14 protein-coding genes are annotated in these 16,020 nt (G+C 57.0%); 8 read left to right on the top strand and 6 right to left on the bottom strand.

Annotation, left to right across the window (positions count from 1 at the left end):
• Window positions 1–4: 4 nt before the first annotated feature.
• Window positions 5–346: an STAS domain-containing protein gene (locus tag F4X08_09030; protein ID MYD25941.1), complete on the bottom strand. Its 342-nt coding sequence runs from the start codon at window positions 344–346 to the stop codon at window positions 5–7.
• Window positions 347–668: 322 nt separating this feature from the next.
• Between F4X08_09030 and F4X08_09025 the strand changes: the two genes are divergently transcribed.
• Entirely contained in the window at window positions 669–1,364 is a 696-nt protein-coding gene (locus F4X08_09025) for a hypothetical protein (GenBank protein MYD25940.1), read from the top strand.
• Between the two features lie 26 nt (window positions 1,365–1,390).
• On the opposite strand, the gene F4X08_09020 is transcribed toward F4X08_09025, so the two are convergent.
• The 4 genes from F4X08_09020 to F4X08_09005 form a co-directional block, all read right to left on the bottom strand.
• Entirely contained in the window at window positions 1,391–1,849 is a 459-nt protein-coding gene (locus F4X08_09020) for a hypothetical protein (protein MYD25939.1), read from the bottom strand.
• Window positions 1,850–1,918: 69 nt separating this feature from the next.
• Window positions 1,919–2,884, bottom strand: coding sequence for an aldo/keto reductase (locus F4X08_09015; GenBank protein ID MYD25938.1), 966 nt, complete (start codon window positions 2,882–2,884; stop codon window positions 1,919–1,921).
• Window positions 2,885–2,940: 56 nt separating this feature from the next.
• Window positions 2,941–5,280 (bottom strand): penicillin acylase family protein, encoded by a 2,340-nt coding sequence (locus tag F4X08_09010; GenBank protein MYD25937.1) that lies wholly within the window; start codon window positions 5,278–5,280, stop codon window positions 2,941–2,943.
• Window positions 5,281–5,386: 106 nt separating this feature from the next.
• A complete protein-coding gene (locus tag F4X08_09005; GenBank protein MYD25936.1) occupies window positions 5,387–6,409 on the bottom strand; it encodes a Gfo/Idh/MocA family oxidoreductase in 1,023 nt (340 codons plus the stop codon).
• A 29-nt stretch (window positions 6,410–6,438) separates the two neighbouring features.
• Here F4X08_09005 and F4X08_09000 point away from each other — a divergent pair, with 29 nt between their 5' ends.
• The 4 genes from F4X08_09000 to F4X08_08985 are packed head-to-tail and all read left to right on the top strand — an operon-like array spanning window position 6,439 to window position 10,837.
• Entirely contained in the window at window positions 6,439–7,227 is a 789-nt protein-coding gene (locus tag F4X08_09000; protein ID MYD25935.1) for a phytanoyl-CoA dioxygenase family protein, read from the top strand.
• 27 nt (window positions 7,228–7,254) lie between these two features.
• Window positions 7,255–8,310 carry a hydroxyacid dehydrogenase gene (locus tag F4X08_08995; protein ID MYD25934.1) on the top strand — a complete coding sequence of 352 codons (1,056 nt, stop codon included), beginning with the start codon at window positions 7,255–7,257 and terminating at the stop codon, window positions 8,308–8,310.
• A complete protein-coding gene (locus tag F4X08_08990; protein ID MYD25933.1) occupies window positions 8,307–9,734 on the top strand; it encodes a sulfatase-like hydrolase/transferase in 1,428 nt (475 codons plus the stop codon). The genes F4X08_08995 and F4X08_08990 overlap by 4 nt, the downstream gene beginning before the upstream one ends.
• Window positions 9,731–10,837: a zinc-binding dehydrogenase gene (locus F4X08_08985; protein ID MYD25932.1), complete on the top strand. Its 1,107-nt coding sequence runs from the start codon at window positions 9,731–9,733 to the stop codon at window positions 10,835–10,837. Before F4X08_08990 ends, F4X08_08985 begins: the two co-directional genes overlap by 4 nt.
• 250 nt (window positions 10,838–11,087) lie before the next feature.
• On the opposite strand, the gene F4X08_08980 is transcribed toward F4X08_08985, so the two are convergent.
• Entirely contained in the window at window positions 11,088–12,797 is a 1,710-nt protein-coding gene (locus tag F4X08_08980; protein ID MYD25931.1) for an RNA-directed DNA polymerase, read from the bottom strand.
• Between the two features lie 523 nt (window positions 12,798–13,320).
• On the opposite strand from F4X08_08980, the gene F4X08_08975 reads away from it, so the two are divergent.
• From F4X08_08975 to F4X08_08965, 3 genes are all read left to right on the top strand, one after another.
• The gene (locus F4X08_08975; protein ID MYD25930.1) at window positions 13,321–14,127 is read left to right on the top strand and encodes a hypothetical protein; all 807 of its coding nucleotides are present in this window, start codon (window positions 13,321–13,323) and stop codon (window positions 14,125–14,127) included.
• A gap of 203 nt (window positions 14,128–14,330) precedes the next feature.
• The gene (locus F4X08_08970) at window positions 14,331–14,681 is read left to right on the top strand and encodes a hypothetical protein (GenBank protein MYD25929.1); all 351 of its coding nucleotides are present in this window, start codon (window positions 14,331–14,333) and stop codon (window positions 14,679–14,681) included.
• Window positions 14,659–15,387: a hypothetical protein gene (locus tag F4X08_08965; GenBank protein MYD25928.1), complete on the top strand. Its 729-nt coding sequence runs from the start codon at window positions 14,659–14,661 to the stop codon at window positions 15,385–15,387. Before F4X08_08970 ends, F4X08_08965 begins: the two co-directional genes overlap by 23 nt.
• Window positions 15,388–16,020 lie beyond the last annotated feature (633 nt).

Genomic DNA, 16,020 nt, shown 5'->3' with positions numbered 1-16,020 from the left:
CGGTTCAGGTTCCGAAAGCCTCGATGGCGCCTTCCAGTGTATCGTGGACGGCGAAAACGGTCGTCAACTTGGTCATCTGCAGGAGGCTGCTGACGCTGCGCGTCACGCTTGCGAGCTTCAGATCGCCTCCCACCTTCTGCATGCGGGTATAAGCGCGAATGAGCAGTCCCAGCCCCGAACTGTCGATCCAGTACACTTTGCTCAGATCGAAGATGATCTTCCTGGAACCCTGGTCGGCCAGCCGGTTGATGCGTTCGCTCAGGGCGTCGGTGTCCCTTCCCTCGGCCATGCGGCCGCTCAGTTCCAGCACCGTGACGTCCCCGTGTTTGATTTCTCTGACTTTCACAAATTCCTGCCTCTCTCAAGCGGAACCATCTTTACAATACGCTGGCGCTATCGCACGCGAATCAAACGGCTTCAGGAATGATAGACCTAAGTGTGGCGGGGTACTGACACTGATAGGGCGATCCGCAGGCCAGGACCGGAAAGCCGACCGACCGCGGATGCGCTTTCTTCTTCCGGATGCCATCCCGGGGAATGAATCCGGACTTTGTCTTGCTGAAATTCGACTTGAATAATATACTGGCTTTGATGATCTGTCAAGACGATTTTACCGGTGTTTCCAATAAACAGGACGCCGGAACGGGACGCCAACCGAAGTGCTTCAAATGAAGTCCGACAGACGGCCGTACATCCTGCTGAATTACGCCTTGAGCCTGGACGGCAAGTTATCCACGGAGCAACGCGATCCGGTTCGCTTCACGAGCAGAATCGACCGCGGGTTGATGGACGAGATCCGGGCGGACGCCGATGCCGTGCTCATCGGCGCCGGCACGCTCCGCGCGGAAGATCCGCCGGTCAGGATCAAGTCCGCCCGGCGGAGGGATGAACGCAGGCGCTTGGGTAAATCGCCTCATCCGGTCTCGGTGATCCTGTCCCGGTCCATGCGGTTGCCACGCGAAGGAAGATTCTGGAAAGACGACCAGGTCGAACGAATCATCGCGACGACGGAGCAGGCGAAGGACGAACAGGTGCTGCTGTTTCAGGATCTGGCCGAAGTGATCCGGGTGGGCCGGACTACCGTGGATCTCAATGAATTCTGCCGGATGCTGTCCGGCCGCGGCATCGACCGGTTACTCGTCGAAGGCGGAGGCGAGGTCAACATGGCCTTCTGGGAGGCCGGACTGGTGGACGAGGTGTACCTGACCCTCTGTCCCGTCGTGATCGGCGGAAGCACCGCCCCGACGGCGGCGGACGGCCAGGGCTTCGCCAGCGACCGTTTCCGCAGGCTCAGGCTGATCGAGTCCAGGCGGGTCGGCCAGGAGTTGTTCCTGAGATACCGGGCGGTGCGGTCGAAACCGTAGCCCGCGTGGTATTCGGCTGGTCCAAATTACTTAAGCGCGTGCACCTTGATCCGGACGGACCCGTCCTGCACGGTCATGGTGGACTCGGCCAGGTTCAGCGGGACATTGACAGGGCCGCCCTCAGCGCTTTCGGGTTCCAGCGTCACGTCCAGCCTTGAAGGTTTGAGTCCTTCCCAGGTCCCCCAGTAGATGTCGATGAAGAGGCCGATGCCGAGGGTGAGCAGGATGTCGGCGACGATCACCGAGGGCAGCTTGACCTTCTGCAGGACGATCCACTTCGTCTCGTAGCCCGGCTTGGTGATCTCCACCAGGTGGGACTCGTTTCGGGGAAGTTCGATCGTGAACGGGTTCGTGTCCCGGTCGATGCGGTCCGGGATCTTGATCCGGGCGTCCGCTGGGGTCACGTTGATCTCCACTTTCTGGGTGTCGCCCAGAAACACCCGTCCACATCCGGCGGTAAAGACGAGCAGAAGGCATAACGTCAAGCGCCGCATTGATTTCCTCCAATTTTCCTGAGTCCGTATATCATTTCGTCATATGTGTGTTGAAGCACATCACGTCCAGCTCGTGTAGGGCGGCAGCGGCCAGTTCGCTTTCCCGCCAATGGCCAGCGCCTGTTTCCGTTCGTCGGCAGTCAACGGGGGGACGCCGTCCGCTCCCGCGTTTTCTTCCAGCTGCGCCCGGTTTTTGGCGCCGGGTATAACCGAGGTCACGCCTGACGTGTCCAGCACGAACCTGAGCGCCGCCTGCACCATGGTGCGCTTTCCGCCTTCCACAAGGAAGGAAAGCTCCGACAGTTTCTTCAGCGCGGACCGTATCCGGGGGTTGTCGAAACGCTCGTGCCGGCGGTCCTGTGGATCGAGCCCGGACAATGAGTCGTAATACTTACCGGTCAGCGCACCCTGGGCGAGCGGCACGCGGATGAGCGTCCCCAGGTTATGTACTTCCGCGAACTTCAGCCCCGGCTGTCCCACCGGATTAACGATGCTGTAGCCGATCTGGGCCATCGAAAGATCGCCCAGCGCCATCAGAGCCCTCATGACCTCCGTCTCGTAGGTCGAGATGCCGAAGCACCGTATCTTGCCTGCTTCGACCAGCCGTGTCAACGCCTCCACGATCGCCGGCATGCCGGCCTCGTCCGGTTCGCCGTGTAACTGGTAGATGTCGATATAGTCGGTCCGCAGTCTTTCCAGGCTTCCTTCGCAGTTCTTCGCGATGTACCGCTGTAACGGCTCCTCCGGGTCGTCGGACCGAGGCGCGACCTTGGTGGCGACCACGTAGAGGTCCCGCCTGCCCCGGAGCGCCCGGCCGATGATCCTTTCGCTATGGCCGGCGCCGTACCCGTTGGCGGTGTCGAGCAGGTTGATGCCGAGGGATTCCGCGTGTTGTATGGTGGCGATGGACTCCTCGTCGTCGATACCCGACCAGTTCGCTCCGCCGGCCATCCCGGCCATGGGCCAGCAGCCCAGGCCGACGGACGAGACCTCGATCCCGGTTTTTCCCAGTACGCGGTACTCCACTCAGCTAACGTCCCTTCGGCGACAAAGTTTCAATATCGGCCGAGCGTCCTCGCCGCTCAGCGCGGAGACAGCGTGAGACGGTGCCCCGTGAGTGCTTCCACAGCCTCCCTGCTGAACGCCAACTGGAGATAGTCGTCGTTCCCCCAGGTCTCCAGCAGGCTGCCGTAGTAGGGACTTCCGGGCTGGCCCGACTGGCCCGGCGTGATGATGAAGACCGACCGGTCCCAGTCTTCCGTATCCAGGATGTGCCGGAAGCTCACCGACGTGGCGGCGATGGTGCCGAACCCGCCTGACCGTTCCACGGCGGGCAGGGAGTAGGCATCGGACAGGAGATGGGTGAAGGGGCTCTTCTGCAGGCGCCCGTAGCGCCACTCGCCCCAGTCCTCGCCCAGTTCCGACATTAGCCGGTCCACGGTCTTGCGCAGGCCGGCTTCCACGAGCGGCCGGCGTTCGTCGTCCGGTGTCTCCCGGTCGTAGGCGGCGGCTTCGGCCTCGCCCCTCCAGCGGTACCAGACCGCCGCGCCGGCGCTGTCGCGGTATAGGACGCCGTTCCAGTCGGCTACGAGCGCACGGGCCCGTTCGACTTCCGCATCGTCCGACGTCCAGCCCCGAAACGAGGGAATATCCGCCTCGGCCCTCAGCGAATAGGCGTCCAGTTGGATGCGCTTGTGGTCGTCAATGGTGTACTTGCGGTTCGGTTCCAACAGCTGCTTCATGCGCTCGATCCGGGAGTACTCGACCCCTCTCGAGGAGTGGAACATGACCGGCCGTCCAGTATAGTCCGGTGGGTGCGAGTCGTTATTGGCCGTCCCGACCCAGCCGCGCTGGGGATTGTACTCCCGGGGCAGATCTTCCCGGAACCCCTGCCACTCGTACCGCCCGTCGCCGGGAACCGGCAGCCGGCCGTTCCAGCCTTCGCGGTCCGGTGTGAGGGCCGATACCTGGAAGGCGATGTTGCCCTCCACGTCGCCGAAGACCAGGTTATGCGTCGGTACCTTCCAGAACATAGCCCGCTCGAAAAAGTCCTCGGCGCTCTCGGCCTGGGCCATGCGGAAGCATCCCAGGTACGGCGCGGTGCCCGGCTCGTGGGTGATGGAACGCACGGCATAGACCACCCCGTTCTCCGGATCTTCATAAAACACGGGACCGTGGCGGCTGTACTTCAGCACGACTTCCCGGGGCTCTTCGCCCTTCACCGGGATCTCCTCCGTGATGACGCGCAGAGGTTCCCATCCGCCCTGCCACCGGACCATGTCGGGCTGCTCGGAGTGGAGCTCCTCCACGTACACGTCGTTCACGTCGACCCCCGCGAAGGTGTATCCCCACGCGACCCGGTCGTTGTGTCCGGCGGTCACGCCCACGAAGGGCGGCTCGCTGGCCCCGATTACGTTCCAGCCCGGGGCGTTCAGATGGGAATAGTACCGTAGCGAGGGGTTCTCGAGGCGGCGGTGGGGGTCGTTGACCACCATGACCTGGCCCGTGATGGACAGGGCGCCGCTCACGGCCCAGTTGTTACTGCCTATCTCGAGCAGTTGCTCTTCTGTGGGCGCCTCTGCCTGGCGGTCCGGGGGTACCAGGCCCGTATACGGTTCCACGAGTTCGAGTTGCGGCAGGCGGCCGGGTACCAGGGGATCGCCTTCCCCTTTCCGCATTGCGGCTACGATATCCTCGTGGACGATATTTACGTCCAGGCCCTCTGGCACCACGAGATCATCCCAGGGGAGGGGTGCCGCGCGGCGATTGGCCTCCTCGACGCCTAGTTCCGCCACGGACCGGGCCAGCTGGATCTCGTCCCCGGCGTCGTTGCCCGCGCTCGGGAAGAAGAGACCGGTCCAGCGCCGCACCACCGTCTCCTTCGTCCACCGGCCGGGCTGGATGCCCGTCAGCTTGAACTCCACCGGCAGATTGTCAGCGTGCGTGTCGATATAGGCGTTTACGCCGTTCGCATAGGCCGTGAAGATGCGTTCGCCCTCAGCGTGGTAGCTGGTCCACTCCCGGTCGTCGAAGGGACCGCGGTACATCATGAGCCGCGTCCGGGCGTCGTAATCGAAGGCCTCCGGGCCGAAGATCTCCGCGAGGCGGCCTTCCCGCCACCGGCGCCAGAGCTCCATCTGCCACAGCCGGTCCTGGGCCATCACGTAACCCTGGGCGAAGAAGAGGTCATCCGTGTTCTGTGCGTAGATGTGAGGAATGCCGTGCCGGTCCCTGATCACCTCGACGGGCTCCTGCAGTCCATCCAGGGTCAGTTCCCCTTCGATCTGGGAGATGGACCCGCGGGCCAGGGACATGAGCTGTTCGTCTGAATCCACGGTGTCCACCTCCTCGCCGCAGCCCATAGCCAACAGGGGAGTGACAACGAGCGCTACAATGAAATGCATGTAATGGGTATACGGCATAAAGGGCTCCTCCTGCTTACTCGCCGCCGAGTTGCTCAGTGCGTAACTTCATTCCATTAGCATCCTATCATGCGGTCGCCCGGATGTCAAGAAACCGAAGGCCGGCTCAGTCCCGCAACTCCGCCCGGATGCGGTCGGCCAGCTTCATCGTCTCGACGGCTTCGTCCAGGCCCGCCGCAGGCAGCCCAACGGGCCGGTCTTCCTTGATGCAATCGACCAGGAAGCGGGCCTGTTCGGCGGTGCCGCCGGACTCCACTTCGTCGAATACCTCGGTCTTGCCGTCGCGTTGTACCACGGCTTTCCTGACGCCTTCCAGGTAGGCCGAGCAGTCCCGGCCGTGGATTTCGTAGCGCTCCAGCCGGGCATCCGTCGTGAAATTGGCCGTGAGCTGGGTTACGCACCCGTTCTCGAAGCGGATGAGTGCGGCGTACACGTCGACGAAGGGCGAATTCGCCCGGCGGGCGACGGCGTGCAGCTCGGCGATGGGGGAACTGCCGGCCAGGGACCGCGTCAGGTCGATGGCATGGATCGGCGTCTCGTAGATGAAGTTGTCCAGCAGGTGGTCCGGGAAGCCCCGCCTGTGCAAACCGGTCATGCTCTTGTGGAACTCCGCCACGATCTGGGTGATGGGCCCCCGCTCCTCGATAAGGCCGCGCGCCTTGCAGATCAGCGAATGGAAACGGCGGTTCCACCCGACCAGCACCTTCGCGCCGGACGCGTTGGCGGCGTCGCGAAGTCCTTCGGTTTCCGCGCCGGACAGCCCGGGCGGCTTCTCCAGCAACGTGTGGACCCCGGCCTGGATCACCGGCAGCGCGCACCGGCCGTTCAGGTGGGCCGGCGTCGCGATGACCGCCAGGTCCAGTTCCTCTTTCGACAGCATGTCCCCTATATCTTCGTACTTGCGCGGAACGGAGTTCTCGTCGGCCGCCCGGTTGCGCAGTTCCTCCACGGGATCGCACACGGCCACGAACCGCAGGTCGTCGAAGTCCTTCATCGTCTCGAGGTGGCCTCGGCCCCTGCCGCCGCATCCGATCAGGGCGGCATTGAGGACAGTTTTGGGCATTTCTTGTACTCCTGGTAGGCTGCGAGGGGCAGTAATGAAGTGCAAAGATAACTGACGCCGCGGCATTGCGGTGAACTACTTGACGCTTGCAATGTATGGTCATTTCTTTTGCAAGTAAACACACCAATTCGAAGCCAAGTCGTCGCATGCCAGATCTCGAGTTTTTCAAGCAGAACGGATACGTCAACCTCGGCCAGGTATTTACCGGCGAGGAACTGAGTCGATTCATCGACCTGTACGACCGTGACAAGTCGGAGTCGGGCTGCTTCTGGCATCCCATTTCCAATCACGGCCACCAGACCCTCAACTGCGATCCGCTGATCTCCTCTCCGGAAATCGACGGCCTGATCCGCCATCCCGCCCTGATCGGCCCGATAGAGACCATCTTCGAAGGGCCCAGTTGGCTCGGAGAAGCGTGCCTGCGGCACATGGTCCCGCGTGACAGCAATCCGGAGGAGATCTGGCACCGGGACCGTCCGCATGCGACGGACCGGCCCTATAGGTGCGGTTATTTGCAGATGATGCTCTACCTGACCGATGTCCACGAAGGTACGCACTGCTTCTCCATATCGCCGGAACCCTTCGACGGGCCGGTACTCGAGACCCCGGAACAGCTCGCCCGGCGCGGCAAGGTCCACCTGCATGGTCCGGCAGGCACGGTCATCCTGTTCAACCTGTCGGTGCTCCACGCCGCGACGGTACGGATCACTCCGCACGAGCGCAAGACCGTTCAGATTTACTACGGCCATCGCGGCGGCCCCGTGCTTAGCGATTGTACCGTGATTCCCACCAGGCTCTGGCGGGACCATCCGGATCCTGAGGTACGGGCATTCTACGGGATGATGACCGGTCGTACGCAGAAATATGCCGAGGCCTTCGGTTGAATGCTTAAAAGAACATAAGGAGATCGAATGTCGAACAACCGCCCGCAAGTACTCATCGCCTGCGACGAGCGGGTGCGCAACGGTTACCTGCCGCCGGCGGAACTGGCCCGCCTCGAGGCGTTTGCCGACTGGGCGTGGTTCCACAGCGAGGGCGGTGGGATTTACGATACCAGCACGGACCCCGAGACAACGGCGCGGTTGGCGAAGGAGATGGACGGCGTGGACGCCCTCGTCGTCTGCCACGGCGCGCCGAGGATCGACGCCGCGATCCTGGATGCCGCTCCCCGGCTGCGATTCGTCGGTGAACTGGAAGGCGACCGGTTTGCCGCGCGCCTGGACCTGGAAACATTGTGGGCGCGCGACATCCGCACCGTGGATACGACCAACGGATCCACCTATCCCGTGGCCGAATGGGCTCTGGCTCTGACGCTGATCTCCATGCGTAATGCCGGCGCACTTTTCCGCCGAATCGTGGCGGGCAATACGCAGGATCGAGGTCTCATTCAGCCCATGGCGGGCATCCTCACCGGCAAGCGGGTCGGACTCATTGGCGGCGGACACATGGGACGGCGGTTGATGAAGCTGCTGCGCCCCTTCGAGGTCGAGCTTTGGGTGCACGATCCCTACCTGCCGCAGGAACTCCCCGAAGCGCTGGGCTTCCTGCAGACGTCGCTGGAAAACGTGCTTTCGCAGTGTGACGCGATCATCTGCGTGGCGCCCCTCACCCCCCATACACGGGGCATGATCGGACGGCGTGAGCTGGAACTCATTCCATCGGGCGCGGTGTTCGTGAACGTTTCGCGCGGGGCCATCGTCGATTCCGCGGCCCTGATCGAACGCCTCAAGCGCGGGGACATCGCCGCGGGGCTGGACGTTTTCGACCCGGAGCCCATCCCCGAGGACAGCGAAATCATCGGACTGCCGAACGTTTTTCTCACGCCGCACTTCTCTGGTCGCACGGGAGAGGACTATCCGCACTTCTTCCACTACATGGTCGATGAGCTGGAGCGATTCTTTTCCGGCCATCAGACCTGGTTCAACCTGACCCCCCGCTCGAAGTCCAACCGCGAAGGGAACCGATGAAACGCCCCAACCTGCTCTACATTTTCACCGACCAGCAGCGCGCGGATACGCTGGAATGCTATGGAAACCACCAGATCGAAACCCCCGCGCTCAACGCGCTGGCGTCGGAGAGCTTCGTATTCGAAAACGCCTACGTGAGCCAGCCCGTATGCAGCCCGGCCCGGGCTACGATGCTCACTGGACTTTGGCCGCACACAGCGGGCGTTCCGTCCTGCAATGTGCCTTTGGACGCCGACATACCGACCATTGCCGAAATGCTGCCCGAGGGATACGACACGGCCTTCATGGGGAAATGGCACCTGGGGGACGAGATCTTCCCGCAGCACGGCTTCAAGACCTGGGTGGGCACGGAGGATCAATATCGCCGCAGCTACTCGGAAACGGACCGGCTGGCCGAAGTCAGCGACTATCACCACTTCCTGGCCGATAAGGGATACACGCCGGATATCGAGCTTTTGGGACAAAAGGTATTCTCGCGACACTACGCGGCCTCCCTGCCCGAGGAATGCACCAAGGCGTGGTACCTGGGCGAGCGCGCGGCGGACTACATTCGCCGGCGCGGCGACGACCCCTTCGCTCTCTGCGTCAGCTACCTCGAGCCCCATCCACCCCACACCGGTCCGTTGAACGACTACTACGATCCGGACAGCCTGCCCACCGGACCGGCGTTCATGCGGCAGCCACCCGACGACGCGCCGCTGCTCGTCCGATTGATGGCCGCCTTCTACATGCAGTCGGAGAACTACGGGCTGGATCTTCGTAACGAGCCGGGATGGCGGGCGTTGTTAGCCCGCTACTGGGGCAACATCTCCCTGGTGGACCGTTCGGTGGGAAGGATCCTGAAGGCCCTGGACGAGAGCGGAAAGGCCGATGATACCATCGTCGTATTCACGTCCGACCACGGCGAGTTGATGGGCGATCACGGCATCCTGGGCAAGACGCTCATGTACGAGGAGTCCATCAAGGTGCCCATGGTGCTGCGCGCGCCCATGGTGGATCAGCCTCCTCGCCGCGTCGGCGGCCGGTTCAGCCACATCGACCTGGTCCCCACGCTGATGGAGTTGCTTGGCCTCGAGCGGCCGGATCGGTTGCAGGGTCGGAGCCGGGTACCGGTATTGCAAGGGCACGAGAATCTGGACGGCGACGACGTGTTCGTTGAGTGGAGCGGCGCCGACGGCCACGCTCCCGCCGGATTCGGCGAAGCGGAACCGAACCGGAGCATGGTCCACCAGCATCGGACCATCGTGGCCGCGGATGGCTGGAAGCTCAATCTGTATGGGAAGGGACAGGGGGAATTGTACGATCTGAATAGCGATCCTCATGAGTTGGAGAATCTGTATCACCGGAGCGGGCAGGCCGGACGGATTGCGGATCTGTCGGAGCGGATCCGGGCCTGGCAGGAGGAGACGGGGGACGTACCATGAAAACCGGAAAAGTCGCTGTATATACCCAGCCGCAGGCACCGATGGAGATTCGTGAGTATCCCGTACCATCGGTTACAGCGGACGATATGCTCGTAAGGATCCGCATGGCAAATATCTGCGGATCCGATCTGCACATCTGGCGTGGACACGGCCCCAGGATTGAGACCGGTATCCCCCAGGTCCTCGGGCATGAGATGATCGGCACCATCGATGCCATGGGGCGCAACGTCGCCTCGGACAGTGCCGGTAAGACGCTGGCCGAAGGGGACCGCATCGTCTACTCCTATTTCAAACCGTGCCAGCAGTGCTGGACGTGCCTCAACGGCAAGCCGGGATGCCCCGATCGCTACAGAGACTGGATCGGCGTCTCAAGCGACCAACCACCGCACTTCCACGGCGCGTACGGGGAATACTACTACATGAAACGCGGTCACTGGGTCTTCAAGGTACCCGACGATCTCCCGGACGCGATCGTGTCCCCGATCAACTGCGCCCTGTCGGAAGTCATCTATGGCCTCAACCAGATCGGCGTCACCCTGGGCGACACGGTGGTCATTCAGGGGGCGGGCGGCCTTGGGCTCTATGCGACGGCCGTAGCGCGGGAGATGGGGGCGGGCAGGATCATCGTGCTGGACCGGCTTCCGGCGCGCCTCGCGCTCGCCCGGGAATTCGGCGCCGACGACTCACTCAACATCGATGAAATGGACATGAAAGCACGCATTGAGTTCGTGCTGGACCACACGGGCGGGGTCGGCGCCGACCTGGTCGCCGAATTCGTGGGATCGCCCCGCGTGCTCGCCGAAGGCATCGACATGCTCCGGTGGGGCGGCCGCTACCTCTGGATCGGCAACATAAACCTTGGGTTCCCTACGGAGATCGATCCGGGCAACATCGTCCGGTGCAGCAAGGCGATTCGCGGCGTGATCGTGTACGAACCCTGGGTGATCCCGCGCGCCCTCGAGTTTCTTAGTCGCACACGGGACAAGTACCCCTTCCACAAGATCATCTCCGATACCTTCTCATTCACTGATATCAACGAGGCATTCACCTATGCGGGCGCGGGTTCCGCGATCCGGGTCGGCCTGGAATTCGACGCCGAATAACGTTTATAATCCAAGCTGATTAGACAGCTATCCCCGTCGGCGGATTGGACGGTAAGCGCTTTACCTGAACATGCTCGATCTGTCATCGAATGGGACGGATGACTACATTATGGACGACCATCTTCGACTAGGCCATCTACATGTATGAAGACAGATCGCAGACAAATTGAACAGTAGATTTCGATAATCTATGGCGGAAGCATAGATAGGGTGCGGTTGCATCTTAAATGTCAACTTACATGATTCTTAATTACTGTCTTCGTACTCTGTAGTCATCCAAAACAGCAGAAATGCGTGATAACACCTCATCAAATCCTTCGAAACTCACTACATCGGCATTTGGTATAATCACTTCTCTAGCGAAAGTGGTTTTACCGTAGGTGTCTTCCGAACCGTTTTTCTTTGCTGGATCGAACTTTCTACCGTCGAGTTCTATATCTAGCGTGTCTTGATCAAAACAGTCTTCAATGCAAGATTCTGACCGGTTGTTTGTTAATGGAGTTTTGACCAGATATAGGTTTGCATGTAAATGGTAAAACGGTTTTTCTTTTTTATGAGATATCTCTAGTCCGTATTGGTTTTTCACAGTATTAAATACTTCTTTTGCCCCTTTGTCATTATCGATCAATACTACAACCGGATTGGTCAGAAGAGTGTATTTGAATCTATCTAAGTCTTTTCGATAGTTCTTTATGAGGGAGTTGAGTTTACTCACTCCCCCATCTAACTGTAGGACTTCACCCGTATTTCCTGAGTGTTTGATAAAGCTCATTTTATATTGGAATCTACCATTGGTGAACTCGCCAAGTTGAGGTTGGTAAGCCTTAATTTTCTTTATCGCTAGTTTCAGGTAGATTGGATCAGTTACTCCTTCCGTAACAATAGCAGGTTTAACTGAAACATTGAAATAACGATATATCAAGAACGAACGATATAGTTTACGAATTGCATACAATCCTGTCGTTTTCGCGTCCCATGTTCTCTGTGTAGAACGTTCGAATGCTACTGCTGACTGTTGTTTGATATGGTATATGTGACTTAAGATACCTTCGATTTTGTTTAGGTTTTCGGACTGACTTTCTACGTCAAAGGTGTAGTAACTTCCTGAAGTGAATAGCTGATGACAAATAGCTCGTGCTCTTCTGTAATACTCCGATCGTATGTTTACTTTTTTGTTGACTGTTAATCCGGTTGTAGTTTGTCTGGAACACTTCCACTGCATTCGAGTTTTACTTTTGTTTATATCGAAACCAGAATCTTCTATCTCCTTGGTAAGTTTCTTACCTAATTGCCACTTTGACAGATCGCCATCGGACTGTTTCGCTAAATCAACTGGGAAGTTTGTAAGGTTAGTCGAAAACGTGATGTCGTCTGCATACCGGGAATACAGACAATTATACTTCCTTGCCAATTTTACTAGTCTCACATCGAGCATATGACCAATGAGGTTAGTTATAATTGGAGAACACGGACTTCCCTGAGGTAACTCGTTCTGATGACATGCGATCTGTGCGATAATTGTCGCCACTTTTTGGTGTAGTTTAAAACGGCTATCCTTTATAAAGAAACCACGGACACGACCGAAATTGAACGAAGGAAAAAAGTCTTCCAAATCTAGGTTTAATACATATCGTCTGCTGTTGTGGATCGACGCGTTAGTGAAGATCGAGCGAGATCGTAAAAAACCGTGTGATAGAAGTCTTTTTGGAGGTTCGCCGTATATTTCACCGGTGCATTTATATAGGCAATCAGCTAGCCTACGCTGAATCATCTTTAGTCGAGGTTCGGGTGCGTTAATCGTTCGCATACCCCCGCTTTGTTTTGGAATCTCAAAGGTGTGGTATCTATGTTCTGCTGGCAGAACGTAAATCAGGAAGGATATAGTCTTAGGTTGCACTCCAAAAATACGTGCGATATCCTTAAGTGAAGTTGCTTCTCGTAATCGCTCCAGATTTTCCATTTATGTGTCGTTTTCTCGCTAATTAACAGAGTTAGTCGTGACTAAATGTGATACTATTAAGACCTTTCAGTGGGCCCTTAACACATGAATTTGCCACTTAATGATATTGACCAGGTATGTGTAGTTAGGTATCTGACAAATGATAATGGCTTACAGGCACTCCTACGCGAACTGCCGATCCGATCAATGCAACAGACAGACATTGAATCGCAGAAAGGAAAAGCGGCGTACTCACATCCCACCGTTTCGTCTTGTATCGCGATGCGCGATAGCATTCTGCCTGTAAGCCGAGTTTAAAATGGCAGTAAAGAACCATGAAGTCAACTAGTGGAACATAACGGGCGATTGGTTATTTGAAGTAATTGATTGTTGTCGTGGTGTTTGCACATTCGAGTCTTTGGCTAATCAGTAAGGATTGGTAGCTATCACCTTTGAATCAGTGTCCGGTATAAACAGATCGGGGCAACTATCTATGTCTCTGAAAACCAATAATCAAAAAACTCTAATGCTATAGGTCCACCCCATGTCCATGACCGACGAAGAACGCTTCCGATTCGACCTGACCGGATTTCTGGTCCGGCCGGCCATTCTCACCGCGGATGAGGTCAAGGACATCCGCGAGCAGATCTACCTGATCAAGCACGACCCCGAATCGCTTCCGCCGGAACATCGCGACGTGCCGGGCGGGCCGTCGAGCGTGCTTATCGACCACCCCGCGGTTGTGGACGTGATCGAGGAGATCATCAGCAAGGATTTCCGTTTGGAGAACTGTTCCTGCGTGTGGCGCAACAAGGGGGAAGCGCACGGGGAACTGCACGGGGGTGGCCCCAGACAGATCGATCCCATCTTCGGCTACCGGGTGCAGCGCGATCAGATCTACGCGGGCATGGTCCGGGTGATCTTCGAGTTTACGGATATACGCATGGAAGACCAGAGCACGCACTTCGTGGTGGGGAGCCACAAGGCCAACTTCCCCATGCATCCCGATCACATGTCCCTTGAGGAGGGCAAGCGGAGCCAGTTTCTAATGACCTATGCCTGTCCCGCGGGGAGCGCCGTGTTCTTCACCGAGAACACCTGTCACGCCGGTCCCGTGTGGAACCGGGACGAACCCCGGGTCACCGTCCTCAACGCCTATTCCCACCTGGCTACGCACTGGCACCGGCTCAAAACCCCGCCGGAAGTCATCGCAGGCCTTCCCCGCGAAAAGCAGGTCTACTTCCGCGAGCCGTGGATTGCCGATTTCAGGACGAATCCGGCCACGAGGAACACGGCGGAGCGATTCATCGGCAATGACGAGCCGCCTGTCAACGCCGATACGAAGCCCTAGGACTGATACGCTTTTTTATTGACAGATTGATCTACAATAGATTCGTTGGTATGTAATGTGGACCAATTAGAAAACCGATTATGTTGAGATAACCAATGTCGCCACCGAAGTATTTGGTGAGCTAACTTGATGCCTTGGCCCCTTTGATTGTAACCATCAGCGTATCGTAGGGGCGTTTTGTATTTGATAAGAAAGGGTTTTTGATGTCTGAAGATAAGAGCGATGTTCCTGAGACCTTTGAAATCTTCTATGTAGAGTCAAATTTCCTACGGACAGTCCAAGCCGACGGAGCCACAGGTAGTTTCTCACCTCAGGGCAGATTCATGATTGTGTTTTATTCGGAACACCCACCATTACCAGATCATATAATACATAAAGTAAATGATGATGGTAGTGTGGGTGAAGTAATAGACGTAAAAGGGAGATTTGGGGTAAAAAGAGAGAAAGAGGTGGTGGTATCTATGGACCCCAAACATGCTGAACAATTAGCAAACTGGATTAAAGCGTATCTTGAAACCTTGGAGGAAGGCAATGCAAACCCTGAATCCTCGTAAAGTTGTCATTTTTGGTACTCAACGATTTAGCCATAGGACAAGACCATTCGAGGAGATTAGTGAATATCCGTCTTGGTACCGGCAGCTCCCTTACTCGCAAAGTCAGATTGAGGATCAACGACTTGGAGACACGTATTATGGTACCAGTAAGACAGATGATATTTACTTTCCGGCAATTGACTTACCAGGTTCAAATGAGATGATTGCTGAATCACGTTTTTCAAGCCCTGATCAACCGGTAGTTTATATATCAGGTTCCTACCCATTACCCTCTGTTCATTCTAGTCCTTCTTGGCAGTCGGAAGCGCAAGACTCTGATGAATTAGTACAGCTGAAAGAAGACTTGAAAACTGTGATAGATGAGGCCACACGTGAAGGAATCGACTCGCCTTCCAGCTTAGCAATCGAGAATGCCGAGTTTATGATAGACAGGATGTACCGAATTTCGCCTGACGAGTTTATGATCGAGTTGTTACCGGACAGTGGTATTGCTGTAACCAGGACCGGTCCGTTTGGTTGTTCGTTAATGGTTGTTTGTGATTCGGATGGAGAAATCCTGGTTTCTTTAAGTCTTGATGGGGAATATCAACGTACAACTTGTTCGAGCATAGAGTTTTTTGATGTGTGTTTTATAAAAAACGCGTTGAGGTTATTGACAGAAAGGGAGAGCATTGACGCCAACTCCGATGCCCAGCCAAATAGGTGAGGATGAAGGTTTGTTAAGGCGGTCTTACTATAACAGCAATTTTAGGAAGAAATCAGACGGGAGCGTTAAGGTACAAAACAAGCTATTCTGGCCTGATACTAGAGAATCCGATCAGCTTGCTTTATCTGTCGACCGACTGACTGACGAAAACGAGGCTTTTCTTAGAGAAATTGCGGAGATTGAAGGAAATAACCGTGAGGGTAGCTTTAAGGGATGGGCTCTGATTAAGGCTAGAGATGCCGCCGCCGGAAACAGATCGTTAGAATACCGACCTGAATGTGACAACATCTTCCATACCCATATAGTTCTGCCTTGCGAGAAGACCGATAGGAACTGCATTCGGATTCAAGCTCAAGAGTTGGCCTCAAAAGCATCTCCTTACAAGATAGAGGGGCTATAGTGATTTGTGACGGTGCAGTGTATGTCCTGATACGCCTGGTGTTATTTTAGGACTCCGGGTGTTTAGTTTTGTAGTACACTCAAATTCCTACAAATGGAAGATTTACAGACACAAACTTCCCGCGTTCCAAGACTTTCCTAACTGAGAGAACAGCCCGCCATGGATTTCTAAAACGTACCAATGAAGTCGTTTCAGCTAGATTGCGAGACCCTACCAACTAACCATACCAGATC

Source organism: Gemmatimonadota bacterium (genome assembly GCA_009841265.1).
Lineage (GTDB): Bacteria > JAAXHH01 > JAAXHH01 > JAAXHH01 > JAAXHH01 > JAAXHH01.
This window is presented reverse-complemented; position numbering and strand designations above follow the sequence as displayed.

Excerpts from the sequence above, each read along its gene's own strand:
- F4X08_09025 (MYD25940.1), top strand. The coding sequence starts at position 669 with ATGAAGTCCGACAGACGGCCGTACATCCTGCTGAATTACGCCTTGAGC.
- F4X08_09010 (MYD25937.1), bottom strand. The coding sequence starts at position 5,280 with ATGCCGTATACCCATTACATGCATTTCATTGTAGCGCTCGTTGTCACT.
- F4X08_09005 (MYD25936.1), bottom strand. The coding sequence starts at position 6,409 with ATGCCGCGGCGTCAGTTATCTTTGCACTTCATTACTGCCCCTCGCAGC.
- F4X08_09000 (MYD25935.1), top strand. The coding sequence starts at position 6,439 with ATGGTCATTTCTTTTGCAAGTAAACACACCAATTCGAAGCCAAGTCGT.
- F4X08_08995 (MYD25934.1), top strand. The coding sequence starts at position 7,255 with ATGTCGAACAACCGCCCGCAAGTACTCATCGCCTGCGACGAGCGGGTG.
- F4X08_08990 (MYD25933.1), top strand. The coding sequence starts at position 8,307 with ATGAAACGCCCCAACCTGCTCTACATTTTCACCGACCAGCAGCGCGCG.
- F4X08_08985 (MYD25932.1), top strand. The coding sequence starts at position 9,731 with ATGAAAACCGGAAAAGTCGCTGTATATACCCAGCCGCAGGCACCGATG.
- F4X08_08980 (MYD25931.1), bottom strand. The coding sequence starts at position 12,797 with ATGGAAAATCTGGAGCGATTACGAGAAGCAACTTCACTTAAGGATATC.
- F4X08_08975 (MYD25930.1), top strand. The coding sequence starts at position 13,321 with ATGTCCATGACCGACGAAGAACGCTTCCGATTCGACCTGACCGGATTT.
- F4X08_08970 (MYD25929.1), top strand. The coding sequence starts at position 14,331 with ATGTCTGAAGATAAGAGCGATGTTCCTGAGACCTTTGAAATCTTCTAT.
- F4X08_08965 (MYD25928.1), top strand. The coding sequence starts at position 14,659 with ATGCAAACCCTGAATCCTCGTAAAGTTGTCATTTTTGGTACTCAACGA.